The organism is Streptomyces sp. JLBG701 (assembly GCF_058544905.1).
Window position 1 is genome coordinate 83071 of the sequence record NZ_CM178588.1, and the last position, 23791, is coordinate 106861.

26 protein-coding genes and 2 pseudogenes are annotated in these 23791 nt (G+C 68.6%); 10 read left to right on the forward strand and 18 right to left on the reverse strand.

Annotated elements, in window-relative coordinates:
- Nucleotides 1-21: 21 nt before the first annotated feature.
- The gene (gene tnpA / locus AC5DRG_RS00445; RefSeq protein WP_491807277.1) at nt 22-453 is read right to left on the reverse strand and encodes an IS200/IS605 family transposase; all 432 of its coding nucleotides are present in this window, start codon (nt 451-453) and stop codon (nt 22-24) included.
- A gap of 25 nt (nt 454-478) precedes the next feature.
- Between tnpA and AC5DRG_RS00450 the strand changes: the two genes are divergently transcribed.
- The 4 genes from AC5DRG_RS00450 to AC5DRG_RS00465 all read left to right on the forward strand — a co-directional run bounded on the left by AC5DRG_RS00450 (nt 479) and on the right by AC5DRG_RS00465 (nt 3898).
- Nucleotides 479-1822, forward strand: a complete 1344-nt coding sequence (locus tag AC5DRG_RS00450; protein WP_491807278.1) for an RNA-guided endonuclease InsQ/TnpB family protein — start codon at nt 479-481, stop codon at nt 1820-1822.
- Nucleotides 1823-1900: 78 nt separating this feature from the next.
- The gene (locus AC5DRG_RS00455) at nt 1901-2527 is read left to right on the forward strand and encodes a hypothetical protein (RefSeq protein ID WP_491807279.1); all 627 of its coding nucleotides are present in this window, start codon (nt 1901-1903) and stop codon (nt 2525-2527) included.
- Nucleotides 2528-2615: 88 nt separating this feature from the next.
- Nucleotides 2616-2999, forward strand: coding sequence for a BlaI/MecI/CopY family transcriptional regulator (locus AC5DRG_RS00460; protein ID WP_491807280.1), 384 nt, complete (start codon nt 2616-2618; stop codon nt 2997-2999).
- Entirely contained in the window at nt 2996-3898 is a 903-nt protein-coding gene (locus AC5DRG_RS00465) for a M56 family metallopeptidase (RefSeq protein ID WP_491807281.1), read from the forward strand. Before AC5DRG_RS00460 ends, AC5DRG_RS00465 begins: the two co-directional genes overlap by 4 nt.
- Nucleotides 3899-4471: 573 nt before the next feature.
- Here the strand turns inward: AC5DRG_RS00465 and AC5DRG_RS00470 are convergent.
- The 9 genes and pseudogenes from AC5DRG_RS00470 to AC5DRG_RS00510 all read right to left on the reverse strand — a co-directional run bounded on the left by AC5DRG_RS00470 (nt 4472) and on the right by AC5DRG_RS00510 (nt 11484).
- Nucleotides 4472-4903 carry an SRPBCC family protein gene (locus AC5DRG_RS00470; RefSeq protein ID WP_491807282.1) on the reverse strand — a complete coding sequence of 144 codons (432 nt, stop codon included), beginning with the start codon at nt 4901-4903 and terminating at the stop codon, nt 4472-4474.
- 302 nt (nt 4904-5205) lie between these two features.
- Nucleotides 5206-5502: a hypothetical protein gene (locus AC5DRG_RS00475; RefSeq protein ID WP_491807283.1), complete on the reverse strand. Its 297-nt coding sequence runs from the start codon at nt 5500-5502 to the stop codon at nt 5206-5208.
- A gap of 181 nt (nt 5503-5683) precedes the next feature.
- Nucleotides 5684-6106: a universal stress protein gene (locus AC5DRG_RS00480; RefSeq protein WP_491807284.1), complete on the reverse strand. Its 423-nt coding sequence runs from the start codon at nt 6104-6106 to the stop codon at nt 5684-5686.
- A 27-nt stretch (nt 6107-6133) separates the two neighbouring features.
- Nucleotides 6134-6379, reverse strand: a pseudogene (locus AC5DRG_RS00485) (ArsB/NhaD family transporter); the annotation flags it as partial.
- 126 nt (nt 6380-6505) lie between these two features.
- A complete protein-coding gene (locus AC5DRG_RS00490) occupies nt 6506-7432 on the reverse strand; it encodes a LysR family transcriptional regulator (protein WP_491807285.1) in 927 nt (308 codons plus the stop codon).
- A 462-nt stretch (nt 7433-7894) separates the two neighbouring features.
- Nucleotides 7895-9049: a M20 family metallopeptidase gene (locus tag AC5DRG_RS00495; RefSeq protein ID WP_491807286.1), complete on the reverse strand. Its 1155-nt coding sequence runs from the start codon at nt 9047-9049 to the stop codon at nt 7895-7897.
- Nucleotides 9046-9720, reverse strand: coding sequence for a DUF1028 domain-containing protein (locus AC5DRG_RS00500; RefSeq protein WP_491807287.1), 675 nt, complete (start codon nt 9718-9720; stop codon nt 9046-9048). The genes AC5DRG_RS00495 and AC5DRG_RS00500 overlap by 4 nt, the downstream gene beginning before the upstream one ends.
- Nucleotides 9717-10187: a RidA family protein gene (locus tag AC5DRG_RS00505; protein ID WP_491807289.1), complete on the reverse strand. Its 471-nt coding sequence runs from the start codon at nt 10185-10187 to the stop codon at nt 9717-9719. The genes AC5DRG_RS00500 and AC5DRG_RS00505 overlap by 4 nt, the downstream gene beginning before the upstream one ends.
- Nucleotides 10188-10197: 10 nt before the next feature.
- A complete protein-coding gene (locus tag AC5DRG_RS00510; protein WP_491807290.1) occupies nt 10198-11484 on the reverse strand; it encodes a flavin-containing monooxygenase in 1287 nt (428 codons plus the stop codon).
- Nucleotides 11485-11786: 302 nt separating this feature from the next.
- On the opposite strand from AC5DRG_RS00510, the gene AC5DRG_RS00515 reads away from it, so the two are divergent.
- Nucleotides 11787-12047, forward strand: coding sequence for a hypothetical protein (locus AC5DRG_RS00515; protein WP_491807291.1), 261 nt, complete (start codon nt 11787-11789; stop codon nt 12045-12047).
- Nucleotides 12023-12283 (forward strand): hypothetical protein, encoded by a 261-nt coding sequence (locus AC5DRG_RS00520; RefSeq protein ID WP_491807292.1) that lies wholly within the window; start codon nt 12023-12025, stop codon nt 12281-12283. Before AC5DRG_RS00515 ends, AC5DRG_RS00520 begins: the two co-directional genes overlap by 25 nt.
- A gap of 581 nt (nt 12284-12864) precedes the next feature.
- On the opposite strand, the gene AC5DRG_RS00525 is transcribed toward AC5DRG_RS00520, so the two are convergent.
- Nucleotides 12865-13488, reverse strand: a complete 624-nt coding sequence (locus AC5DRG_RS00525) for an NADPH-dependent F420 reductase (RefSeq protein WP_491807293.1) — start codon at nt 13486-13488, stop codon at nt 12865-12867.
- Between the two features lie 32 nt (nt 13489-13520).
- Nucleotides 13521-14255 (reverse strand): SDR family NAD(P)-dependent oxidoreductase, encoded by a 735-nt coding sequence (locus AC5DRG_RS00530; protein ID WP_491807294.1) that lies wholly within the window; start codon nt 14253-14255, stop codon nt 13521-13523.
- Nucleotides 14256-14399: 144 nt separating this feature from the next.
- Here AC5DRG_RS00530 and AC5DRG_RS00535 point away from each other — a divergent pair, with 144 nt between their 5' ends.
- Complete coding sequence (locus AC5DRG_RS00535) at nt 14400-15011, forward strand: TetR/AcrR family transcriptional regulator (protein ID WP_491807295.1); 612 nt, start codon at nt 14400-14402, stop codon at nt 15009-15011.
- An 811-nt stretch (nt 15012-15822) separates the two neighbouring features.
- Here AC5DRG_RS00535 and AC5DRG_RS00540 read toward each other — a convergent pair.
- Nucleotides 15823-16734: a LysR family transcriptional regulator gene (locus AC5DRG_RS00540; RefSeq protein ID WP_491807296.1), complete on the reverse strand. Its 912-nt coding sequence runs from the start codon at nt 16732-16734 to the stop codon at nt 15823-15825.
- Nucleotides 16735-17003: 269 nt separating this feature from the next.
- On the opposite strand from AC5DRG_RS00540, the gene AC5DRG_RS00545 reads away from it, so the two are divergent.
- Both AC5DRG_RS00545 and AC5DRG_RS00550 read left to right on the forward strand, forming a co-directional pair.
- Entirely contained in the window at nt 17004-17636 is a 633-nt protein-coding gene (locus AC5DRG_RS00545) for an NADPH-dependent F420 reductase (RefSeq protein ID WP_491807297.1), read from the forward strand.
- A gap of 92 nt (nt 17637-17728) precedes the next feature.
- On the forward strand, nt 17729-18667 hold the full coding sequence (locus tag AC5DRG_RS00550) for an SDR family oxidoreductase (protein ID WP_491807298.1): 939 nt from the start codon (nt 17729-17731) through the stop codon (nt 18665-18667).
- A 91-nt stretch (nt 18668-18758) separates the two neighbouring features.
- On the opposite strand, the gene AC5DRG_RS00555 is transcribed toward AC5DRG_RS00550, so the two are convergent.
- On the reverse strand, nt 18759-19598 hold the full coding sequence (locus AC5DRG_RS00555) for an IS5 family transposase (protein ID WP_491807299.1): 840 nt from the start codon (nt 19596-19598) through the stop codon (nt 18759-18761).
- A gap of 329 nt (nt 19599-19927) precedes the next feature.
- On the opposite strand from AC5DRG_RS00555, the pseudogene AC5DRG_RS00560 reads away from it, so the two are divergent.
- Nucleotides 19928-20140, forward strand: a pseudogene (locus tag AC5DRG_RS00560) (transposase); the annotation flags it as partial.
- A gap of 196 nt (nt 20141-20336) precedes the next feature.
- Here the strand turns inward: AC5DRG_RS00560 and AC5DRG_RS00565 are convergent.
- The 4 genes from AC5DRG_RS00565 to AC5DRG_RS00580 all read right to left on the reverse strand — a co-directional run bounded on the left by AC5DRG_RS00565 (nt 20337) and on the right by AC5DRG_RS00580 (nt 23707).
- Nucleotides 20337-20930: an RICIN domain-containing protein gene (locus AC5DRG_RS00565; protein WP_491807300.1), complete on the reverse strand. Its 594-nt coding sequence runs from the start codon at nt 20928-20930 to the stop codon at nt 20337-20339.
- A gap of 309 nt (nt 20931-21239) precedes the next feature.
- A complete protein-coding gene (locus tag AC5DRG_RS00570; protein ID WP_491807302.1) occupies nt 21240-21662 on the reverse strand; it encodes a hypothetical protein in 423 nt (140 codons plus the stop codon).
- Nucleotides 21659-22489, reverse strand: a complete 831-nt coding sequence (locus AC5DRG_RS00575; RefSeq protein WP_491807303.1) for an IS5 family transposase — start codon at nt 22487-22489, stop codon at nt 21659-21661. Before AC5DRG_RS00575 ends, AC5DRG_RS00570 begins: the two co-directional genes overlap by 4 nt.
- Before the next feature lie 198 nt (nt 22490-22687).
- A complete protein-coding gene (locus AC5DRG_RS00580; protein WP_491807305.1) occupies nt 22688-23707 on the reverse strand; it encodes a LysR family transcriptional regulator in 1020 nt (339 codons plus the stop codon).
- Nucleotides 23708-23791: the final 84 nt, after the last annotated feature.

The following is a 23791-nucleotide window of genomic DNA, read 5'->3' on the forward strand; positions in this document are numbered from 1 at the left end:
CGCGGGTCTGCACTGTTCAGCTCATCTCACGGGGCGTTTCTGCCGCTCGATGTACTGCTGTACGACGGTCAGAGGCGCCCCGCCGCAGCTTCCGGCGAAGTACGAGCCGGACCAAAAGTGCCCGCCCCACAGGTACCGGCGCACGTGCCCGTCGTACTCCTTGCGCAGCAAGCGGGCGGAGACGCCCTTGAGGGAGTTGACCAGCTTGGAGAGCTGGACTTTCGGCGGGTAGTGCACGAGCAGGTGTACGTGATCCTCTTCGCCGTTGAACTGCTTGAGGTCCGCTTCGAAGTCCGTGCAGACCTCTCGCATGATCTCTTCGCAGCGCGTCAGCATCTCGTCCGTGAATGCCTTGCGTCGGTACTTGGTGACAAACACCAAATGCACGTGCAGGTTGTAGACGACGTGACGGCCGGTGCGTACGTCAGGGTTCGGGTTCCAGCGTGGTGACATAAACCAAAAGTGTATAGTGATCGTCATGAACGAACTCGGTTTGGTGAAGCGGCAGTTCGGGCATCGCGCCCGACTGGCGCTGAGCCCTGCCGAGATCCGGCTCATCGATGACCAGGCGCATGCGGCCCGCACCATGTGGAACTGCCTGCACTCCTGGTGGCAGATGACGCCGAAGGGCGACACGAAGCTGTCTCTCGCTGATGAGGCGATCCGGCAGGCCCGCAAGGACCTCGATTACCTCGCCGTCCTCCCCGCTCAGGCCGCGCAGGCCATCTTGAAGACGTACCTGCGCGCCTGGGTGAACTGCTGGGAAGGCCGGGCTGACGAGCCGAACCATAAGGGCCGCTTCCGCTCGTCGATGTCCGTGGACATCCCGCAGGGCCGGGACCTGAACATCGTCCGCGTGCACCGCCGGTGGGGCATGGTCAACATTCCCAAGGTGGGCCGGGTCCGCTTCCGCTGGACCAAAGACCTCCCGGTCGGCAAGCGGGCTGACAAGGAGAACCGGATCACTGGCGCCCGCCTCGTGAAGGAAACGAACGGCTGGCACATCGCCTTCCGCGTCCAGACCCTCGAACGCGCCCCCGAGCCCCACCAGGGGCCGGAGGTCGGCATCGACGCCGGGGTGAACATCCCCCTGGCCCTGTCCAGCAAGGACCACCAGGACCACGGGCGGCCGCCTCGACTTCCGGACGGCACCGCCGACCGGGACAAGTGGCTGACCCCGAAGGAGAAGGCCAAGCTCCTCAAGCTGGAGCGGCGGGCCGCGCACCGCAAGACGTTCCGCAAGCGCGGGGAGAAGACCTCCAAGCGGTTGCAGCACACCTACGACCAGATCAAGCAGCTCCGAGCAAAAGCCACGCGACGAGCCTTGGACTGGCAGCACCAGACCACCACCTATCTCGCCCGCACGTACGGCGTGCTGGTGGTCGAACAGCTCAACATCCTCGGCATGACCAAGAGCCCGGCCCCCAAGCCCGACCCCCACAACGAGGACGCGTTCCTGCGCAACGGGGCCAAGGCGAAGGCCGGACTCAACCGCTCCATCGCCCAGGAAGCGTGGGGTCGCACCGTGACGATACTGACGTACAAGACCGCCCGATACGGCGGCCAGCTCGTCAAGGTCCCCGCCCCCCACACCTCCCAGCGATGCTCAGCCTGCGGACTCACCACCCCCGGCAGCCGAGAGAGCCAGGAACTGTTCTCCTGCAAGAACCCCGACTGCGGCTGGACGGCGAACGCCGACTGGAACGCGGCTCGGAACATCTTGCACCTGTACCGGATCGGCCACGTCATCGTGGAGGTCCCGGCCGCCGGAAGGCGCGGTCGCAGGGCGGGTAAAACCGTCAAGCCTGTCGCCGCAAGGTAGACGGGAATCCCCTTCCTGAGCTTGCGAAGGGAGGGGAGAGCTTCAAAGAAAGGGCTACGTCCGTGGGAACCTGACCAGGTGCCCGGACAGCAGCACGGCCCCGGTTCGTCGCCGCAATTCACCGACGAGCAGATCGTCAACTGGCTAATCGACGAATGCCGGGACACGGCCAGTCGTATCTCGGCCCTGACGACGTCGGGCGATCGCATACTCGCCGCCGGCAGCACGGTGGTCGCGGTCGCCGCGACCGTCGCCATCGGGGGAGACAAGAGCTACTTGCTCATGTGGCTCCCGCTGGCCGTCGCCATTGTCATCGCCTACGGCCTGTATCTGAACAACATGACCCGGGCTCTCATCGGGTACAAACGGGGCCTGGAGAAGGAGATCAACCCACGCGTCGGCGTGCCCGTAATCGCCTGGCAGTCTCACGTCTTCACCGGCTCAAAGCGCCATGTCACGAGCCTCTTGTTCCTGTGCGGAACCTTCTACGCGTCCAGTGTGGGCCTCGGGCTCGCCGAGGCGTTCCACACTCTGTCCCCAGGGACCTGGGGACACGAACGAGCCTGGCTCTACATCGCCCTGACCCTGACCGGCGCCCTCGCCGGGCTCGGCGCCGTCGCCTACAGCTACTGGATGCAACGCGGCCTGGGCCACGCCACGGCCCAGCGTGTCGCGGACATGTTCGCAGCCCACACCTCCCCCTGAGGCGCGCCGGTCGTCGGTGCCCCGCCCTCGTCTCTGCCGGGACCCGCGCGCCAGCCTCGCGAAACCCTACGCGCTGTAAGGTGACCGTATGGCAGGTACATCCCCCCACGGCAGAGCGGACCGGCGCAGCGCCGGTGAGCTGGAGAGCGAAGTCCTCGCCGCCCTGTGGGCGACGGAACAGGCGCTGACCCCGGCCGAGATCCAGGCCGAGATCGGCGGTGGTCTCGCTTACAACACCGTGCACACCATCCTCAAGCGGCTGTACGACAAGGGGCTCGTGCTCCGCGACGTCGACGGGCGCCGGGGCGCGTACCGCCCGGCGAAGAACGCCGCCGAGCTCACGGCGGAGGCCATGCACCAGGCCCTGGACCGCGGCCCGGACCCGATCGCCGCGCTCCAGCAGTTCGTCACCGGCCTCAGCCCGGAAGAAGAGCGTGCCCTGCGCGACCTCCTCGGCGGGAGCGGCCCATGAGGATCGACGTCTACATCCCGCTCGTCCTGTCCCTGCTCCTGGCCACGGTGGCCCCGCAGGTGGGCTGGCGGGTGGCGCCTGCCCTGGCCGCCCGCGTCCTGACCGTGGCCGCCGTCCTCACCGCGGCCGCCACCATCTGGGCCCTGATCCTGCTGGCCACCACCCTCATCAACGAGGCCCCGCCGGTCGCCGCCGAGGCCCGCGAGGACGGACGGCACCTGCCCGAACCGGTCCCCGAGATCATCGCCGTAGCCGCGATCCTCGCCCTCGCGGTCATCGCCCACCGCATCTACCGGGCCCTGCGCACCGAGTACGCCACCCGCCGCACCCTGCAACGGCTCTGCGAGGGCCACCCGCCCGACACCGAGCTCATCGTCGCCGCATCCCCCGTCCCCCAGGCCTTCGCCATCCCCGCCACCTCGACCGTACCCGGCCGGATCCTGGTCACCGCCGCCATGCTCGGCGCCCTGCGGCCTCCCGAGCGCCGCGTCCTGCTCGCCCACGAACGCGCCCACCTCACCCACCGCCACGCCCGGTACGTGTACGCCGTCACCCTCGCCGCCGCGGCCAACCCCCTCCTCACCCCGGTGCGTACGACCGTCACCTACCTCGTGGAACGGTGGGCCGACGAGCAGGCCGCCGAGGCGGTGGGAGACCGGAACACCACCGCCCTCGCCCTGGCCAAGGCGGCCCTGATCGCCGGGCGGCCGCGGCCCGCCTGCGCGCTGAGCTTCTCCGACCGCGCAGTCACCCGCCGCGTCGCCGCCCTCCAGACCACGCCGCCCCCGTACCTGTGGTCCATCGCCGCAGCCGTCCTCGCCCTGGGCGTTCTCCCGGCCCTAGGCGCCGCCGACGCCACCGGAGACCTCCTCGAACTCCTGGAACACGTCGTCTGGTAGGACCCGGACGGGCTGTCCGAGTACAGCTCGGTGGTCTCGAGCAGCACCATCGACCACGGGCTGCGGGGCATCGTCGCCCGCCGCCGCATCGGACAGCGAATGGGCCGGCGCTTCGCACCGACGCACAGCGAGCCTCGGCCACCCCACGCCGCACCCATACTGGCTCACACATCAGCCGACCGTGAAACCTCTGACCTACGTAAATCCATGCACAGACAGCCGAAGCGCTACATGGGCACCTTCCAAGGTCAAGAAAACAAAGAAACCGCAGGTTAGAGTCCCTGACTTGCAGTTTCCCTCGGAGCCGCCTCCGGGATCCGAACCCGAGGCCTACGCATTACGAGGGCAGGAGTGATCGTGTTGCCTGGTGACGACTGATGCTGCGTGATGCTGTTGTTCCTGATCAGACCACCTGCGTCGTGCTGAGCACACCGGTACCTGGTGCTGCACCGTCCAAAGGCGTCCGGCCCCTTCTTGGCCACGCCGGGCCAGTGACGAGCGCTCCAGACGGATCGCGAACGCCTTCATGGCCCAGCAACGGCTGGAGGCCTTCCGTGCGAATCCTCGCGTGGCTCACCGTTCCTGTTCCGCCAACTCCTTGAACTGCTTGAGGTCATTGCGTACGAGCCGTTCGATCGCTGCCGCCTGGGCGAATCCCTTCGGCCCGCCGAACGCCTCCCTGACGGTGCCCGGGTCGTACTCGAACCGGGCCTGGACCCGGGTGTGTTCCCGGTCGATGGGCAGCAACGAGAAGGTTCCCGCCAGGTCGGGACCGCTCGTGGTCCGCCACTCCATCACCCTTTCCTTGCCACGGTCGGTGATCTCGGCCTCGAACTCCTGGGCCCGGCCGCCCGCGTCGACGTCCAGGTGCGCCCGGTGCCCACCCTCCGAACGGGCCTCGCGTACGCCGTCCAGGAACCGCGGATAGTTCTCCACGCGGTGCAGACAGTTCCAGGCCCTGTCGATCGGAACGCCGATGTCGATCTGTTCTTCCAGAGTGCTCATATCGGCCACCTCACAGTTCGGTTCATGGCCCGAAGGGGCATGCCTCCAGGATGCTCCGGTCGCGGGAGGGAAGCGCCCCCAGGCAAGCGTGCCCTGTACTCTCACCGCTTCTCGAGGGAGGCGCCGATGCGGGTGCCGGTCTTGCCGGCCGACCCTGCGAGCGGCATCGCCCGGGGCGCTCCGCGACGCCGAGATCAGCATGACCGGGGCCGGTCTGCCGGGAGCCCCGGGCTGCCGTCGTCCCGGCAGACCGGCCAGGAGCACCGTGGCCCACGGCGGCACCGCTCGCCCACGGCCGACGGTTACCGCACGGGGACGGCGAGTTCGCCGCCGCGGTAGAAGCCTTCCCACTCTTCGACGACGTACGGGGCCATGGCCTGACGCCGCCGATCCTCCGCGTCGGAAGCCCGCCAGGAGTCGCACGCTTCCTTTGAGTCCCAGAACGAGACCCCGGTGATCTCCCGTCCGTCCTCGGACCAGTACGCGTAGGCGCGGCGCAGAGTGTGCGGGTACGGAGTCGGGCGCCACGCCCGCTCGAACTCCTCCAACGTGCCCGGCTTGATGCGGCGCGTCGTCACCCAGACGAAGTGCTCCTCCATCGCAGACTCCTCCGGAACGCCGGCTCGGCTTGACAGCACTCACCCAAACCACCGTAGGTCCGGGGCACCGCTTCCGCCTCCGGGGCGGGAACGGCGGGCGGGGATGTGGCGGAGCTGATGCGGGCTGGAGCGTGACCGTCACGGGAGTGGCAACCCTGGAACGGGACAACGAGCAAGTGCTCTACTGGCAGGGGGCGTGGTCGACGACGAAGCGGCTGGCCGAGCCGAGGCTTTTCGGGCCGACGTGGGTGCGGTCGCCGTCCCGGGCCACGAAGAGCAGCTCCACGCCCTGCGCGGCGACCACGACCTCCCGCTCGATGCCGCCGGTGCGCTCCATCCGGGTGCAGGTTCGGCCAAGCCGGTCGGCTGCCAGCTCAAGGAGCTGCCCGGCGGAGGTGGCGGAGAGGTGCTCCAGCCGGGCGCCGGGGTTTCGTTCGGGGTGGCCGCGGCCGAGCAGGCCCCCGAAGGCGCCATGCGCGGCGCCCGGGACCTCGTGGCCGGTCACATGCAACAGCACGACCTCGGCGCCCTCGGGGGCGTGAGTGCGGGCGGCGTCCACGCAGGCGGGCCAGGTGCCCTCGACGATCCAGACGATGACGGCCATCCGCTCACCCTCCAACTCCCGCTCGGGTCAGGTGCCGATCAGACGCAGCGACGCCCACAGCGCCACCACCGAGCAAGCGAGCGCGGCGGGCACCGTGTACAGGCCGAGCCGGGTGAACTCGCCCAGCTCCACCTCACTGTCGTAGTCGCGCACGATACGCCGCCACAGCAGCGTCGCCAGCGATCCGGCGTACGTGAGGTTGGGGCCGATGTTGACGCCGAGCAGCACCGCCAGGACCGCGCCGGGCCCGGCCGGGGCAGTGAGCGGCAGCACGCGGCTCTGCGCGTCGACAGAGCCCGTGAGCTGATTCTGGCCCACGCACGGGCGGTGACGGGCTGCGCCGGCCTGTAGGGCTTGACGGCCACCGATCGGATCCCCTCCCGGTGAGCGGCTGCCGCCTCAGCGCTTGGCGGACCGGGTGGCGATCTCCCGCAACAGGTCCATCACCGCTCGGGCGCGGGTGCTCTGGGTCACGCCGCCCACAGATGCGATCTTGACTTCGAGCGGGGGCCCGCCGTCCCGCAACTGCAGTTCCGCGACCTCACCGCCGCCGTACGTCTGACTGGTCGCGGGCCGCTGGTTGAGCACGGAGTATCCGAGTCCTCGGGCCACCAGCGAACGTACTGTCTCGTAGCTCTGGGTGCGGTAGCGGACATCGGGCGCGGTGCCGGTGGCGGCCACCAGCGAGTGGAAGTAGTCGCGGCTGCGGGGAAGGTCCAGCAGGACGAGCGGTTCCGTGGACAGTTCGGTCAGCTCCACACTGCCCCGACCGGCCAGCGGGTGGTCGGCCGCGACGATGACATAGGCCGGGGCACGGGCGATCGTCTCACTGTCCAGTTCCGGCTCGGCAGCCAGACCGAGGCCGTAGGTGAGGGCGAAGTCGATACGCCCTGCCGCCAGGGCGTGGACGAGCTGGTCCGTCTCCGCCTCCACCACGTCGATCTCGATGCCCGGATAGCGTCTGGTGCACTCGCTGAACAGGGGCGGCAGGTAGTAGGGGGCCAGCGTCACGAAACAGCCGACGGCCACCGGCCCGGAGATGACCTCGCCGTCTCCCCGGGCCTCTCGTTCGACCTCGCGTGCGCGGGCCAGCAGATCACGCGCCTGCTGCTGGAGCCTCTCCCCGGCGGGTGTCAGGGTCAGCCCCCGGCCCCGTCTGCGGATGAACAGCTGCACCCGCAGGTCCCGCTCCAGGTTGTAGATGGCCGTGGACACCGCGGACTGCGCGATGTGGAGCTCCAGCGACGCCTCCGTCATCGACCCGCGCTCGGCGGCGACCAGGAAGTAGCGGAGCTGAACGAGAGTGAAACCCAGCGGTGACGTCATGCGAGACCCTTGTGCCCGGTGAACCGTGTCCGTGCCCGACCCTATGTGCCGGCGGCCCCTGGACCCGCTCGAACGGTGTCACGGAGACGTCCTCCGGGCGCAGCAGCGCGGACCCGGCGGTCTCCTTCGGGGACAGGGCGGCGACCACGCCGCCCACGGCGAGTCGTCCGCTCGTGCCGTTCTCGGACGGGAAGAGGACGGTCGCGACGGTACCGGCGAGACAGGCCCACGCAGCCCGGTCGAACCGGTGCACGAACACGCCGACGGCTCCCGCCACAACGCTCCTGCGCAGTGCGACCACGTCGGTGGCCACCTCGGCCTCGGTGGCCGACGTGGCGCCGCTGTCACAGGTGGGCATACGCACCTCCCCGTAGGTACGGATGGAGAAGCCGGACCCGGGCTGGACGTCGCCCGGGTCCATCCCCGGCACGCGGCCGGGGCGCACAGCCGCGCCGCGGACCGTCACCGGCACACAGCCGCTCCCCCGCCCGGCACGCCTCGGTCCACACCGGTCCAGGCCAGCGCGGTCGCTCCGTCGAGCAGGGCCCGCTGCGCCGTTCCGCCCACGCAGTACGCGGCGAACTCGTGCTGGTGGTTGGTGGCGGGCAGGGAGCCGATGCCGATGTAGGGGTGGATGGCCGGCACCACCTGCGAGACATTGCCCATGTCGGTGGAGGCCCGGTTCATCCGCGCGGCCTGTCCGGGCGGCGCGAACTCCCGCCCCAGTGCGACGGCGTTCGCACGGTAGTGCCCGAGGGCGGTCTCATCCGTGCGGAACTCCGCGTACGGCCGGCTCTCCGGCTCGATCTCCAGGTCGCAGCCGGTGGCGAGGGCGCCCGCCTCGAAGGCCCGCATGACGCGCGGCTCCAGCTCGGCCAGTTCGGCGAGCGTTTCGGCCCTGACGTACCACCGTCCGCTCGACCGTTCCGGGATGGCGTTCGGGGCGTCCCCGGCGTGCGTCACCACGCCGTGCACCCTGGCCGAGGCCGGCAACTGCTGGCGCAGGAGCCCGATGGCGACCTGGGCCACGGTGAAAGCGTCGGCCGCGTTGACCCCGGCCTCCGGGTAGGCGGCGGCGTGCGCGGACTTCCCGGTGTAGGAGATCTTGGAATGGCTGACCGCGAAGGGACGGGCCTCGGCCACGTCAACCGGCGCCGGGTGCACCATCATCGCGAGGTCGACCCCGGCGAAGGCCCCGCGGCCGAGCATCTCGATCTTGCCGCCGCCGCCCTCCTCGGCCGGGGTGCCGTAGACCTCCACGGTGAGACCGGCTTCGTCGGCGACGGCGGCCAGGCCGAGCGCTGCGCCGACCGAACTCGCCGCGATGAGGTTGTGGCCGCACGCGTGCCCCAGACCCGGCAGCGCGTCGTACTCGGCGCACAACGCGATCCGGACGGGCCCGTTGCCGAACCGGGCGTAGAACGCCGTCTCCAGGCCCAGGTAGGAAGAGGTGACGTCGAATCCGGCGCGGTCCAGCAGTTCGGGGACGGCGGCGGCGGCCCGGTGTTCCTCCCAGGCCGTCTCCGGGTCGGCGTGCAACCGCTCGGAGAGACCGATCAGTTCCTCGGCATGACGGCCGACCGCCTGCCGGGCCGCCTTCTTCAGCGCGCCCGTCACCGGTCACCCGGCACGCCGTACGAGGGGGCGGAGGCGGGGTCGAGTCCGCGCCGTACGTAGTCGTCCCGCTGCGGCATCCAGATGTCGAGGAGTTCACCGAGCCGGTCCACTGGATCTTCGGCCCAGTCCACCCGCAGGTCGGTCACCCGCCAACCCACGTCCGCGACGACCGCCAGGCCCGCGGAGTACACCGGTCCCTCCTCGCCGCCGGCCGCGACCGCGGCCCGCAGGGCGGTGAGCAGACGCTCCTCGAGCTCACCGGTGGCCACGGACCATGCGTCGAGGAGAACGCCAGGGACGTGCTCACCGGACAGCATGTTGCCGGCCGCCACCGCGCCGACCGCGGTGGCCGAGGCGTGTGTACCCAGGGTCCGTGAGCCGCTGTAGGCGAACCCGGGTCCGGTACGGCCCAGCACGGTCAGCTGGCGGTATGCGATGGACGTCGCGTTCTGAGCCGCGCCCGTGACGTCGGCCAGGGCGCGCTCCGCGTCACCGTGTTCCGCCAGTTCCCGCAGCAGACGCGTACCGAGTGTGGGGTCGGTGATGTTCTGTGAGGCCGCCGCGCCGACCCCGGGCCGCAGATGGGCGACCCGGGCGGCGACCGCCGGGCTCGACGAACTGGCCGCGATGCCGAACCGTTCGCCGTCTCGGACCACGAGGGAGAACGTCATGCCCGGTCCTCCTCGGGGATCACGGCGACGGCGTCGATCTCGCACAGCCACTCGGGGCGAGCCAGGGCGGAGACCACCAGGCCGGTGGAGATCGGGTGGACGCCCTTGGTCCAGCGGCCCACGGTGCGGTACACCGCCTCTCGATAACGCGGGTCGATCAGATAGATCGTCACCTTGACCAGGTGCTCCATCCGGCTGCCCGACTCTTCGAGCAGCATTTTGATGTTCGCCATGGCCTGTTCTGCCTGCGCCTCGGCGTCGCCGATGCCCACGGACTCGCTGGTGTCGAGGTTCTGGCCGATCTGGCCTCGGACGTACACCGTGTTGCCGGCGACGACGGCCTGGCAGAAGTCGTTGTCGAGGTTCTGCTCGGGATAGGTCTCGCGCGTGTTGAACGGGCGGATCCGGGTGTGTCCGCCGGCGACGATCGGGGCCTTCACCTGGCGGCCCTCACTCGTGGAGGTCATCTTCCGCTCCTCAGTTCTTCCGGGTCGCCGGCGCGGCGCCGGGCCGGTCGGTGATGCCGTACGCGAGATAGCGCCGCTGGATCGCGATGTGGTCGGCGACGTACCTGGCGTCGTGCCACACGCCCCAGATGAAGCTCGATCCGCGGCGAGACAGCCAGGGCAGGCCCAGGAAGTAGACGCCGGGCTCGCGGGACACTCCCCGTCGCTGGTCCGGCCGTCCGTTCTCGTCGAACGCGTCGACGTCGAGCCAGCCGTAGTCGGCGGCGAAGCCCGTCGCCCAGATGATCGAGGTGACGCCGGCCTCGGCCAGGTCGAGTTCCCGTCGGGGATCGGTCACGCTGTCCGGGAGCGGTCCGAGGACGTGGGCCTCCGGCTCCTCGGGGAGGTCGAGCCCGTTGCGCTCGACGTACTCGTCGGCCGCGCGGAGCAGGGAGAGGTACTTGTCGTCGCCGAGCGCGATGTTCGTCGCGAGATCCGGCGCGAAGCGCAGTACTCCGTCGTTGCAGGACGCGGTCAGTCCGGCGAGCTCGATGCCGGTGTCGGCCAGGGCACGGAAGTCCACGGTGTGGCCGCCGCGGGCACCGCTGACCGCGATGGTGACATGTTCAGCGCCCTGGGGAGGCGTTTCGGCGTCCCAAAGTCCGAGCACACCGAGCCACCAGCAGAAGTCACGTCCGCGGTACTCGCGGGGAGGCCGATCGTGCGGACCGACGGAGAGGTGGACCTGGCGTCCGGACCGGCGCAGCTCGTCGGCGATCTGGACCCCCGAGGAGCCGGCCCCCACCACGAGGACGGCGCCCACCGGCAGTTGCTCCGGGTTGCGGTACCCGCTGGAGTGCATCTGCACCGGGACGGCGCCCTCCGGGACGATGGGCGGGAACACGGGTCGCTGGAACGGTCCGGTCGCGGCCACCACGAAGCGCGCGTCGATACAACCCTCCGACGTCTCGACCCGGAAGCCGGACCGACCGTCGTGCCTGCGCACCGAGGTCACCTCGATGCCGCACCGGATCGGGGCACCGATCTTCTCGGCGTACGCGGCGAAGTAGTCGGCGACCTGCTCCTTCGACGCGAAACCGTCGGGGTCGACGTCGGGAAACTCCAGAGCCGGGAACCGGTCGTGCCACGCAGGCCCGTTCGCGACGAGGGAATCCCACCGCTCCGAGCGCCACCGCTCGGCGACCCGGTGCCGCTCCAGGATGATGTGCGGCACGCCGTGGGCCCCGAGGTGCTCGCTCATCGCCACGCCTGCCTGGCCCGCCCCGACGACGACTACTTCAGTCTCTTCACTCGGCATGTCAGCCTCCGCTCAGGCGGTAGTCCCTCCCGGGTGTCGCGTTGACTGTGCTACCGCACGGCACATCCTCGAACGCGCCCGAAACTCTGTCCAATAGATGTTTCCGTTCCGGGTGATCTGATTTTCAGATTCAAGGGCAGGCGGTGCGGCCCGTGCACCGCGAAGTTCGCAGATCGCGGGGTCTGGTGTGAGGGATGGGCGGGGTACTCGTACTGGTTGTCGGCCGGTGTCCATGGTGAAGGTCGTCCGGCCTGTCGGCCGGAGGTGTTGTCGGTTTCGGTGCGCCGGCCGCTGTGCCGCTCTTGCGATCCGTCACCGAGCTGGTACGCCGGGAGAGCGTGGGGATGCAGAAGCTGGAACGGATCACGGCTCGCCGGAGTGAACTGGACACGCTCGCCGAGGAGTTGGCCAGACAGGTGACGGAGATCCGGGCCGGGCGGGAGGAGCTGGTGATCGCCGAGCGGCTCCTGAACCGGCCGGCGGAGAGGACCGGGCCGCTCAGGAGACCACCGCGACCGTCGTCCCGACTCCCGCCCGAGTGGCGGGCCGGGCGGTCCTGCTGATCCCGCTCCGAGGCGAGAATCCCGACGAGGCCGAGCTGCCCGGCGGCCACCGCAGGATCCTGGCGATCGTCCGAGCCGCCGACGGCCCGGTGCAGGTCAAGTCGGTCGGTGAACAGCTGGGCCTGGACACGCGAGTGCGCGGCAGGCTGCAGCCGTTGCGCGGGAAGATGACCAAGGCCGCCGACCGCGGCCGGCTGCGCAAACGGCCCGACGGACGGTTCACCGCCCGCCCGTAGCCGCCTTCGTCCGCCGCGCGGGTGGCCGTAACCGGCAGGCCCCCGACGGCAGTTCAGTTTGGTGTGAAGAAGAACAACGGTCTCGCCGGGGGCCCTGACGGCCTTGTCCACACCGCCCACCTGCCCCTGCCGAGCGCCAGACGCCCAGCTGTTCGGCGATGAGGCGATGGAGTGGCCGGGATCGGTCAGGAGGTCACAGGCAGCGCGGATGAGTTCCGCGGTGGCGACAGTGGGCCGTCCGCCGACGAGGCTACGGGCGGCGGCCAGGCCCTCGCGGGTCCTCCGGATGATGGGTTCACGGATGAACTCGGCGAAGGCGGCCGGTGACGCCACTCCTCGATCAGGCCCGGAGCGATTCACCACGAAGACCTGGGGCCGCTCTGTCCAACTAACGGTCAACATCCTGGCCAACTACGAATCAACGCCGCCCCGCGACGTGCACCCCGCAAACAGCGCCTGGCCAACTACGAGTCAAAGTCACAAAACACCCGCTCACCAATGTGACTGGATGTCCGTTGCCAACTGAACCTTGACCGATTGCCGCGGAACGTAGATTGGTGACTGTCGGCCACCAGACTAGCTCAGACGGGAAGTTCGGTGATGCTGAGGGAGAAGTCCAAGTTCCCCACCCCGTGGTTGGCGAGGCCCACCGTGACCACGCCCGCTCCTTCCAGCCAGTGCGCCATTTTCAGGCCGCCGACGTCCAGCGGGCGCAGCCCCAGGCTCTCGATGAACGCCTCCACACTTGCCTTGGCCTGCGCATTATCGCCAGCGATGAAGACGTCGGGCCGACCCTTCTCCAGGACATGACGGAAGACGGTGTTGAACGCCTTCACCACGCTGGCGCCGGCCGGGGCCGCCTTGGCGACTTCCTGCGCGATCGAGGTCTCCTCACGGTGGGCCAGCCCGTCGAACGTGGACTTGAAGGGATTGCTGATGTCGACGATGACCTTGCCCGCGAGAGCGTCTCCGTACTGGGCGACGACCGGCACGACGCCGTCGTACAACAGGGCCACGATGACGATGTCCCCGGCCGGGGCGGTGCCCCATTCTCCCGTCGTGGCGCCGCCGCCGAGAGCCTTGGTCAGGTCAGCGGCCTTGGACTGATCGCGGCCCATGACCTCGACGGTGTTGCCGCCCGCTATCGCCCGCGCTCCGATGGTGCGGGCCATGTTCCCGGTGCCGATGATGCTGATGCTGCTCATCAGATGTCCTGCCCTGGTTGTGGTTGTCCGGTTCAGATGGCGGTGGTGCCGCCGTCGGCGACCAGTTCCATGCCGTTGACGTAGCTGGAGTCGTCGGAGGCGAGGAAGAGGGCGGCGGTGGCGATCTCGTCGGGGCGGCCCATCTGGCCGCGGGGGATGAGGGACTCGAACTGGCGCTTGGTGGCCTCGTCGAAGAGTTCTTCCTGCTTGGCGGTGGCGACCTGGCCGGGGGTCAGGACGTTGACGCGGATGCGGCGGTCCTTGAGCTCGTTGAGCCAGATTCGGGCCCAGGCCTGCTGGACGGCCTTGCTGCCGGCGTAGACGCTCCAGCCGGGGAAGGCGCCGAGGGAGGCGTTGGAGCCGGTCATGAGGATGGAGCCGCCGTCGTTGAAGAGCGGGAGGGCCTTCTGGACGGTGAACAGGGTGCCGCGGGCGTTGAGCCCGAACCAGGTGTCGAACTGGGCCTCGGTGATCTCGCCGAGCGGGGCGGGCTCGCCCCCGCCGGCGCTGGCCCACAGCACGTCGAGGCTGCCCTTCTCCCGCTTGACGGTGTCGTACAGGCGGTCCAGGTCATCCAGGTCGGCGGCGTCGCCCTGGACCCCGGTGACGTTGCGGCCGATCAGCTTCACGGCCTCGTCCAGGGCGTCCTGGCGGCGGCCGGTGATGAAGACGTGCGCTCCCTCGTCGACGAAGAGCTTCGCGCCTGCCAGCGCCATGCCGGTGGTGCCGCCGGTGATGACCGCGACCTTGCCGTCGAGCTTTCCCATGGTCGTTCCCTTGAGTCGGTGGTGCCGTATGTACCTGGGGCGACGGTGTTATGTACACCGCCCTGTGTGCTTACGGTACGGGGCGGGCGGCCGGGACGCAAACTATGTACACCGGTCGTTACCCAGCTGCGGTACGGTGGAGCCATGACGGAGTTGGAGAAGGGCCCCACGGGCCGCCGCCGCGGCCGGGGCGCCCGCGAGCGCATCCTCAGCGCGTCCCAGCAGCTGTTCCGCGAGCAGGGCATCAACCGCACCGGCATGGACCAGCTCTGCGCGGCGGCCCAGGTGTCCAAGCGCACGGCCTACCAGCACTTCACCGGCAAGGACGAACTCGTCGCCGAGTACCTGCGCCGGTTCGACCCCTCCGTTCTGTCCGGCGTGTTCGACCGCACCGACCTCACGCCCCGCGAACGGCTCCTCGCCGCCTTCGACATCCCCCCCACCACCCCCCTGTGCCCCTACATCGCCGCCGCCGTCGAACTCCACGACCCCGAGCACCCCGCGTCCCAGTACGCACGCGACTACAAGAAAGCCGTCGCCGCGCGGCTCGCCGACACCGCCCGCGAAGCCGGCGCCGCCGACCCTGAACAGCTCGGCGAACAACTCGCGCTGCTCATCGACGGCGCCGCGGCCCGCACCCGGGTCCTCAACACCGACGCCTTCCCCACCGCCGCCGCCATCGCCGCCGTCCTCATCGACAACGCCATCCCCGCCACAGCCGGCGATGACCGGCGACGGGAGGAAGTGCCAAGTTGACTTGGCACTCCGCGCCCGGCTGGACGCGCTGCCGGTCGCACGGCTGCACCCGCTGGTACGCGACACCAGCCGCCCGGCACCTGGCCCAAGCCTGCTGGCTTTTACGGAACTGCCCGCCCGCCTGCTGAAGGCCGCAGCAGAAGCGGCCGGGGAGACCGGCGACCCGCGAAGGCTTCAGGAGTTCGAGGCCGTCATCCCGGCCCAGGGCGCTGGCGCACCGCCGGTTCGAACAGACGGCTGATCGCATAATCCGTACACGGTGGCGCATGAAGAACTCGTACGCAGCTGGGAGGTTTTGAGGTTGCGGGTGGCCCGCCAGTGTCACTGGCGGGCCACCCGCAACCTCAAAACCTCTACGAGCCAGAGACTTGCCACCCCTCTCATCCACTCCACCGCGGCGCTCTCCTCGCGGGGCAGCACGGCGTTGACTTCTGGACCGAGCCAGCTGAACCATTCACGCCGATCATCAGTGGGTGGTCCATCTGGCCACGCCAGCCCGAAACGAAGGCCAACAGACGGGCGGCCAACACGTCCGGCTGGAACCCGCCGTCGGGTTCTGGATCCCAGGGACCGACTCCCGACGCTACGAACGGCAGACCGCTGGTGAACGGCTCCGCTCCGACGACAGGGCGATCAGCCGACTTGAGCCGCGTCCGCAGCACGTACTTCCAGTCGGTCTCAGGTGCTTCCGGGCTCCCTCGGACAACTGCTGGCCGAAGAACGGAACCGTCCCAGAGTTCAGCCGCAACAGCGCCACTCCGTCAGGTCATTTCACTCTTCAGCGCAGGATGAACGGGGTCAGTTGAACTGCTCAAGCGTGCCTTGTGACGGCATCGCCTCCAAGCTGCCACATCTCGTAGTTCCCACATTCTGCCGTGATCTCGGCCGTCGACTGAGCCGCAGTGACGAAGTCATCCACCACCGGCGAGGTGTGCGATGCCGCCACCGCGAGGCACACCTGGTCGGGCACCAGATCCGGGATGGGCACATAGACGACGTCCGGATGCGAGTAGAACACGGACGCCGAACGGGCCAGGAAGGAGATGCCCCGGCCGGCCCCGACATGCTCGAGCGTCTCGTCCACCCCGCGCACCGGGTACCCGGCGTTGGGGAGCGGGCGCTTGGTGAGCTGCGTGCTCGGGTCACCGTGCCAGACCAGCGGTTCGCCGGCCAGGTCGGCCTCGGTGACCTCCTCCTTGCCGGCCAACCGGTGTCCGGCGGGCAGTACCGCTACCCGCGGCTCGGTGTACAGCGGGGTGACGCGCAGGCCGGCCTCGTCGATGGGCAGCCGCACATAGCCGACGTCGATGCGGCCGTCGAGCAGCATCGCAGCCTGGTCGTCCCCTTCGATCCGCTGCACGTCCACGACCACGTCCGGGTGCCGGTCCGCGAACGCACGGGCCGCCGGGGTGACGGCAACGCCGGCCCGGAAACCGACCATCAGCCGCCGCTTGCCGCCGGCGGCCGCGGACACCCGGCGGCGGACCGCGTGGGTTGAGGCGAGCAGCGGACCGGCGTCAGCTAGCAGTTGCCGGCCCGCATCTGTCAGCTCCACGCCGTGGCGATCCCTGGTGAACAGTGAGGCGCCGAGATCCTGCTCGAGCGCACGGATCTGCCGGCTGAGCACCGGCTGCGCGATGTGCAGCTCATCGGCGGCGCGGCCGAAGTGCAAATGGTCGGCCACAGCGACGAAATAACGCAGTTTGCGCAGGTCCAGATCCATGGCGCCTCCCAGTCGGTGATGCCTCCAGGGTATGACCACGGCTGAAAGAAGTATTGGACGCCCACTCAGGCCAATGGCAACCTGAATAGGTACCTAATAGTCCGAGCGAATTCGGCACAAGAATTCGACATCGGAGGGCCCAGGCCCAGAATGAGCACATCAGGAATTGAACGTCCCCCATCGCGTAATTCGACGGCGTCGACGACAAAACCGTTAACAACGACGGGGTGGGCATGGCGTCCTATCCAGCTCCAGAAAGCAGGAACTCCATGAGCAGCATCAGCATTATCGGCCTGGGGAACGTGGCCCGCGCACTGGCCGCCCGGGCGCTCGCCGGCGGCAACGCAGTCGAGATCACCGGCCGCGACCCGGCCAAGGCCAAGGAATTGGCCGCTGCGCTCGCTGGCGCCACTGTCGGGACGGCCGGCACCGCCCCGGCCGGGGACATCGTTGTCCTCGCCGTGCCGTACGCCGGCGCTGCGGCGGTGGTGAGGGAGCACGGGGACGCACTGCGCGGCAAGATCATCGTTGACATCACCAACCCCGTAGCCCCCGACCTGCAGGGCTTCGTCGTGCCCGACGACAGTTCCGGCGCACAGGAGATCGCCAAGGCGGCTCCCGACGATGCGCATGTCGTCAAGGCGTTCAACACTGTGTTCTCCCACGTTCTGGCGGCCGGCCCGGCCGAGGGCCGCCCTCTGGACGTGTTCATCGCCGGCGACGACGCGCAGGCGAAGGCACGCGTGTCGGCGTTCGTCGAGAGCTTGGGGCTGCGCCCCTGGGACACGGGGGAACTGTTCATGGCGCGGGCACTGGAGAACGTCGGCCTGCTGGAGTTGGGCCTCATGAACCACTCCGTCAAGCACACCAATTTCTCCCTCGGCATCACCCTTCTCAGCTGAGAACACCCCCTACCCCTATCTCTCGTGCCGCATTACGCCAGTTCACTTACGGCACGAAAAGACCCTGCACCTACCCTCACAAGGACAGTCAGATGCGCGTATTCGTCGCCGGGGGGACCGGCCATTCCGGTTCGTACATCATCCCCGAGCTCATCGCCGCCGGGCACGAGGTCACCGGCCTGGCCCGGTCGGACGCTTCCGCGGCGGCCCTGTCCGCGCTCGGCGCGAAGGTGCGTCGCGGCGACCTTCAGGATCTCGACGGGCTCAAGGAGGCAGCCGCGGGCTCCGATGGCATCATCCACGTGGCCCACAGGCAGGATCTGCTGCCCGCCGGCGGGATGGACGCCGTGGCCGCTGCGGAGCTCCCGATCATGCTCGCGTACGGCGAGGCACTGGCGGGAACCGGAAAGCCGCTGGTCACGGCGGGGAGCATTGGCTCACCCGGGCAGCACCTGGGCCGGCCGGCCACCGAGGAGGACCCGGCCCTCCCCGCCGGCGAGGAGCACAAAGGCACCCTGAGGATCCGCAACGTCGTGGAAAGGGCCGTAGTCGACCTCGCCGAGCAGGGGGTGCGGTCTTCGGTCGTGCGGATCGCCACCATCGCGCACAGCACGACCGATCGTGCCGGCTTCCTCCCCACGCTGATCGCGCTCGCGAAGGAAAGGGGGTTCGTCGGCTACCACGGCGACGGCGCGAACCTGTGGAACGCCGTGCACATCCGCGATGCCGCCACCTTGTTCCGCCTGGCGCTGGAGAAGGGGTCAGCTGGCAGATACTGGCACGCGGTTGGGGACGGGGCCATCCCGTTCCGCGAGATCGCCGAGGCCATCGCCAGCCGCCTGGGCCTGCCCGCCGTGAGCGTTCCCAACGATGCCCTGATGACGCCGGGGTACTTCGGGTTCCTCACGAATATCGTCACGCAGAGCTACCCAGCTTCCAACCTCATCACCCGCCGGACCCTCGGCTGGGAACCCGCCCAGCCCGGCCTGCTCGCCGATCTGGACACCGGCCACTATTTCCCGGCCGGCTGACAGCGGGAACCGGGATCGAAACGAGCCCGGCAACCGGCAAGTTCGGCTCTTATGAGAGGGCATTTGATTTATGAAGATCACCCCGTATGCCCTAGTAGGTGCCTCGCCAGGTGGGTGTCGTCTCGTCCGCTATGCGCTTGGTGAGGTTGTCGATCGAGGCGATGTGGATCATCGCTTCGGAGCTGGCGGGTAGGGTCTCGTAGTCTCGGGCCAAGCGCCGGCGAAGCATGATCCATCCCAGACTTCGCTCGACGACCCAGCGCCTTTTGACGACGTGAAAGCCGCGGATTTCGGGGTTTCTGTTCACGACCTCGACGTCGATTCCGAGGTTGGCTCCGTGCTCGATGACGGCGTTCTTGAAGCCGGTGTCGACCCAGCTCTTGGAGATGGTGGGGTAGGTCTTCTTGGCCCGGTCGAGCAGGTGTATTCCTACGGCGTTTTCCGACAGGCTTGCGGCGGTGACGGTCACGGCGAGGAGCAGGCCGAGTGTGTCTGTGATGATGCCCCGCTTCCTGCCGACGATCTTCTTTGCGGCGTCCGTTCCCTGGCTGGCCAGGGGTACGTTGGTGGAGGTCTTCACGCTCTGGGTGTCGATCACGGATGCGGTCGGTTCGGGTTTGCGGCCTTCCTTGACCCGGGCCAGGCCGGTGAGGTCGTAGTTGAGTTGGGCGAGGATTCCTTCGTCGCGCCAGGCGGCGTAGTAGGCGTAGACGGTGCCGTGGTTTGGGAAGTCGTGTGGGAGGTATTTCCAGGGGATTCCCGTTCGGTTGACGTACAGGATTGCGTTGAAGGCGTCGCGCAGCTCGACCTGGGCCGGCTGGCCGGTGGGTCTGCGGTCGAGTCGGGCTTTTCTCCAGGCGGATAAGGTCGGTTCGATCAACGCCCATCGGGCGTCGGACAGGTCGCTGGGGTACGGCTTCCGCTGACTCACGAGAGGGCTCTTATACGAACAACGCCGCTGACAGCGTTACTTCATCAGTACGGCGTTTCTATGACGTCCATAGACCAGACGGAATCTGGGCGCGAGAGGCGGAGGAAATGGGCGCTGGGACTCGGGCCCGGAAGGCCGCGAAGCTGCACATGGAGTGTAAATCACCGCAAAGAGCCCTAGCCGCAAGAGCGGCATAACGGTGTAGACCATATCCAAACGCCCACTCAGAGGGCGGTATGCGAGTTGGTGGGTGCTTTGTCGTCACCTGAACGTGTGGGGCTGCGGCATCCCGGCCGGTCTGCGGGCTCGGGCATGCTGGGCTGGCCACCGTGAGCGAGCGCAAGCCCTACAAGACGGACCTGTCCGACGAGCAGTGGGCGCTGGTCGAGCCGGTGATCGCTGCGTGGAAGGCCGCGCATCCCTCGGTCAGCGGCCATCAGGGTCGGTACGAGATGTGGGAGATCATCAACGCGCCCCTCTACCAGGGCCGCACCGGCTGCCAGTGGGACCTGCTTCCGCACGACCTGCCGCCGCGTGGTGCGGTGATGACGGCGGGACCGTAGGCACTGTTGGCAGGGGTGGCTGTCACCACTGTGCTGCTTCCTGGCGGGGCGTCATAGATCCGGGACTGGCGCGGACGACTCCCTGGTCTCCATTACTCCCTCAGCCCTAACGGGCGCCCCTACAGAAACACCACTGGGGGAGCCGCGATATGTGGCTCCCCCGGATCAGGCTGCGCTAGTAACCCAGCTTCCAATGCTGGTAGTCGTTGTTGCCGCAAGTCGTCATGTAGGCATTTCCGGCGTAGTTGCTGTCCAGGCATTCGCCATACCGGTGGGAAGTGGTGAGCTGGACATTGTCCCAGCCCTTCCCCCAGCCGGCCCAATCAAACGTCTGTCCGAACTCTGCCACGGTGCCGGTCCTGAGGATCAGAGGGCCATCGTTATATTCTCCCGAACCCCAGGAGTACAGGATGCGTCCGGTCGCTACGTTTTGGATTCTCACGAAATCCCATCCGAGGCTGCTGTACCGGTAACGAAGCGTCCACATTTGGTATTGGTTTCCCTGCTGGCAGGGAAGTGTGTACACATCACCGTTGGCGTTGCTGTCCAGGCAGCGCCCGGTCTGCCAGCTGCGCAGGAAGTTCGTGCCGATGAGGTCGTCGTAATTGAGGGCGGACGCGGAACCGGCATTCAAGAATATGAACCCCATGGACGTGGCCAGAGCTAGCAGCATCGTCCACGCACGGCGAGCGAAGCGCCCTGAAGTCCGGAGCTGCGCTGCCTGAGCCCCCTCAGCACGGCCCGGGGCGAGGCTTTTCGTGTGCGTCATGTCAACTTCCTTCACCTAGAGGAGCGTTGGCCCAGATTGCAGCCGACGATGACGGAGTTAACCACCCCTCGATTGCTCACTAGTTGCACACGTGTTGTCACAGTCCACGGGATGGCCCTGTCTCCCGTCGTCCTGCGATCGATCGGCGACGCCCCACCAGGGCGTCTCAACGAGACCGTGCTGCGAGCACCTACTGAGCTTGAACTCGGGTTGTCGTGGATGTGAGTGATAGCCCGGTTCCGGCGAGGCATCCGTCGATTTCGCCCTTTCGGGAAGGGTAAGTGGGCTGGTCGCGGCGTCGCCGGGCGGCTACGGCCGCGGCTGAGTGAACAAGCCCTGCTCGGTCTCGACCAGGATTCCGCGCTCGGTCAGCCGCTTGAGCTTCAGACGGGCGTTGTTGATGTTGTTGGGCGCGATCTCCATGTCCATCGCCTCGCACACCTGCCGCGCCCGCAGCGGCGTGTTGGCCGCGGCGAACACCGCCATGATCTGCTGGTAGGCCGGATGGTCCGGCAGCTTCCGGGCCGGCGGCGCGGGCGGGGGCGGATCGGGCAGCTCCAGCAGCGTCTTGCGGGTGATCCGGACCTCCTCGGCGGCCCGGCCGAGTTCGTCCAGCCGTACGGTCAGTTGCGCGATCTGCTCCCTCGTCGCCTCGGCCTGCGCAGCGATCTCCCCCTCCCGCTCCTCCAGCCGCGCCACAACCGCCCCGAGGGTCAGCTCCCCGCCGGTCATGCGCTGCGCCAGGCCGCAGCGGTGGCCCCGGTCAGCCGGCGCAGTATCACCGCGGTCATCGCCCAGTACACCCGCGACTCCGAACTGCGCGGCAGGTGCTCGTAGTCACGCACCAGCCTGCGGTGCAGCATCAAGATCCCGTAAGCGCGCTCCACGATCCACCGCTTGGGGATCGGCACGAACCCGGTCTGCGCCGGGTTGCGCTCGACGATCTCCACCTCAATGCCGACCTGCATCCCGTGCGCGACGACGGCGTTCTTGAAGCCCTGGTCGACCAGGGCCTTCTGCACGGTGTCGGTGTCGGCGGCGACCTTGTCCAGCAGCGCGATGCCGGCGGCGTTGTCGTGCACGGACGCGGCGAGCACCACCACCGCGATCACCAGGCCCAACACGTCAACGGCCAGGCCGCGCTTGCGGCCCGGTACTTTTTTTGCCGCATCACACCCCGTCGACTCCGCGGGCACCCCGGCCGCCGCGTGCACGCTCTGGGTGTCGAGCACCACCAGGCTCGGGTCCGCTTTCCGCCGCGCCTTCTCCCGCACCTGCCAGCGCAGCAGATCGTCGATGGTCTGGTCGGTGCCGTCGTCGCGCCACTTGGTGAAGTAGTACATCACCGCGCCACGCGGCGGCAGGTCGTGTGGAAGCAGGTCCCACTGGCAGCCGGTGCGGCCGTGGTAGAGGAGCGCGTTGACGATCTCCCGCATCTCGTACCGGCCCTGGTGGCCACTGACTGACTGGTGTGCGGCCTTCCACGCGGCGATCACCGGTTCGATCAGCGCCCACTGCTCGTCGGACAGGTCCGTCTTGTAGGGCTTGCGCTCGCTCACGGTGGCCAGCCCAGCATGCCCGAGCCCGCCGACCGGCCGGGACGCCGCAGTCACACACGTTCAGGTGACGACAAAGCACCCACCAACTCGCATACCGCCCTCTAACAGCCGCGATCTCCACACGACCTCAAGGCTCCAGGGCCAAGTCGCCCTGGAGTCACATCAGTTGATGCTTTCCGGGCTGATGATGCCCGCGCTTCAGGGCTGGTCGGGAGGTTCGGGTGCGGATAGCGGGGCGGTGCGGGATTCTATTTCCGTGGGAGGTTGGCCAGCGGGCGCGTGGGGTTGGTGGGTGCCCATCCCATCCGGCTGGTGAGCGGCTTGAGCTGGACCGCCCGACGCGAACACCCTGGCGAGCCGGTCGTGCAGAGACGCTGCGCAGGGGTGGGCATCGCGCCGCGGTGTGATCGTGTAGATACCGCGGGTCGGGGGATCCACAAGGCCAACCGTGGTGACATCGGCCCGCAGCGCGCTCGTCAGCACCCCGGGGATCAACGCGATGGCATGACCAGTGGCGACCAGGGCCAGCTTGCCGGGCAGATCGGCCGCGGTGAGGTCGATGCGGGCGCTGACTCCGGCGCGAGCGGCGTGCTGGCGCAGGAGCGCCGCAGAGCCGTCGTTGTCCTCGACCCAGGTGTCGTCGGCCAGCGCCTCAATGCGCACCGGCCCGCGCCCGGCAAGCGGATGACCGGCGGGCAGGACAACGACCATCTCGTCCAGCCCGAGGAACCGCCGGTCGACCCGCGGGTCGACGGCCAGTCCCGGCGGAGCGTCGGTGACGACGGCGATGTCGAGATCGCCGGCGACCACGCGGCTGTGCAGTTGTGCGCTCAGGCCGGGGAGCAGGCTCCACCGGATGGATCCGGCCTGCTTCAGCAGGCCCCGGACGGCTTCAGGGACGATCCCCGCGGCGAGAGACGGCGTGGCTCCGATGGCCAGGGGACGATCACACACTCCGTCACGAACGTCTCGTACCGCGCGAACGGCGCGGTCGGCCTCGTTGAGCGTGGCCAGGGCATGACGCCGGAACACCTCACCGGCCGGCGTCGGACGCACACCACGAGCATGGCGCTCCACCAGAGGCACGCCGAGCTGCCGCTCCAGCCCGGCGATCTGCCGGGAGACAGCCGACTGCGTGTGATTCAGCTCGGCTGCCGCCGCCGACAGCGATCCGACCCGGCACACGGTCACGAAGGCCCGCCACACAGTCAGATCCATGGCGGCAGTATGCCCAGATGGTATGCGAGTCCCGCAGGGCGGGCATGCGCAATCTGCGCTTGTCGCATCCGTTGAGGTGCACCA

Coding starts and splice junctions, on each gene's coding strand:
- tnpA (WP_491807277.1), bottom strand. CDS start 453: ATGTCACCACGCTGGAACCCGAACCCTGACGTACGCACCGGCCGTCAC.
- AC5DRG_RS00450 (WP_491807278.1), top strand. CDS start 479: ATGAACGAACTCGGTTTGGTGAAGCGGCAGTTCGGGCATCGCGCCCGA.
- AC5DRG_RS00460 (WP_491807280.1), top strand. CDS start 2,616: ATGGCAGGTACATCCCCCCACGGCAGAGCGGACCGGCGCAGCGCCGGT.
- AC5DRG_RS00465 (WP_491807281.1), top strand. CDS start 2,996: ATGAGGATCGACGTCTACATCCCGCTCGTCCTGTCCCTGCTCCTGGCC.
- AC5DRG_RS00470 (WP_491807282.1), bottom strand. CDS start 4,903: ATGAGCACTCTGGAAGAACAGATCGACATCGGCGTTCCGATCGACAGG.
- AC5DRG_RS00475 (WP_491807283.1), bottom strand. CDS start 5,502: ATGGAGGAGCACTTCGTCTGGGTGACGACGCGCCGCATCAAGCCGGGC.
- AC5DRG_RS00480 (WP_491807284.1), bottom strand. CDS start 6,106: ATGGCCGTCATCGTCTGGATCGTCGAGGGCACCTGGCCCGCCTGCGTG.
- AC5DRG_RS00490 (WP_491807285.1), bottom strand. CDS start 7,432: ATGACGTCACCGCTGGGTTTCACTCTCGTTCAGCTCCGCTACTTCCTG.
- AC5DRG_RS00500 (WP_491807287.1), bottom strand. CDS start 9,720: ATGACGTTCTCCCTCGTGGTCCGAGACGGCGAACGGTTCGGCATCGCG.
- AC5DRG_RS00505 (WP_491807289.1), bottom strand. CDS start 10,187: ATGACCTCCACGAGTGAGGGCCGCCAGGTGAAGGCCCCGATCGTCGCC.
- AC5DRG_RS00510 (WP_491807290.1), bottom strand. CDS start 11,484: ATGCCGAGTGAAGAGACTGAAGTAGTCGTCGTCGGGGCGGGCCAGGCA.
- AC5DRG_RS00525 (WP_491807293.1), bottom strand. CDS start 13,488: ATGAGCAGCATCAGCATCATCGGCACCGGGAACATGGCCCGCACCATC.
- AC5DRG_RS00530 (WP_491807294.1), bottom strand. CDS start 14,255: ATGGGAAAGCTCGACGGCAAGGTCGCGGTCATCACCGGCGGCACCACC.
- AC5DRG_RS00535 (WP_491807295.1), top strand. CDS start 14,400: ATGACGGAGTTGGAGAAGGGCCCCACGGGCCGCCGCCGCGGCCGGGGC.
- AC5DRG_RS00540 (WP_491807296.1), bottom strand. CDS start 16,734: ATGGATCTGGACCTGCGCAAACTGCGTTATTTCGTCGCTGTGGCCGAC.
- AC5DRG_RS00545 (WP_491807297.1), top strand. CDS start 17,004: ATGAGCAGCATCAGCATTATCGGCCTGGGGAACGTGGCCCGCGCACTG.
- AC5DRG_RS00550 (WP_491807298.1), top strand. CDS start 17,729: ATGCGCGTATTCGTCGCCGGGGGGACCGGCCATTCCGGTTCGTACATC.
- AC5DRG_RS00565 (WP_491807300.1), bottom strand. CDS start 20,930: ATGACGCACACGAAAAGCCTCGCCCCGGGCCGTGCTGAGGGGGCTCAG.
- AC5DRG_RS00570 (WP_491807302.1), bottom strand. CDS start 21,662: ATGACCGGCGGGGAGCTGACCCTCGGGGCGGTTGTGGCGCGGCTGGAG.
- AC5DRG_RS00580 (WP_491807305.1), bottom strand. CDS start 23,707: ATGGATCTGACTGTGTGGCGGGCCTTCGTGACCGTGTGCCGGGTCGGA.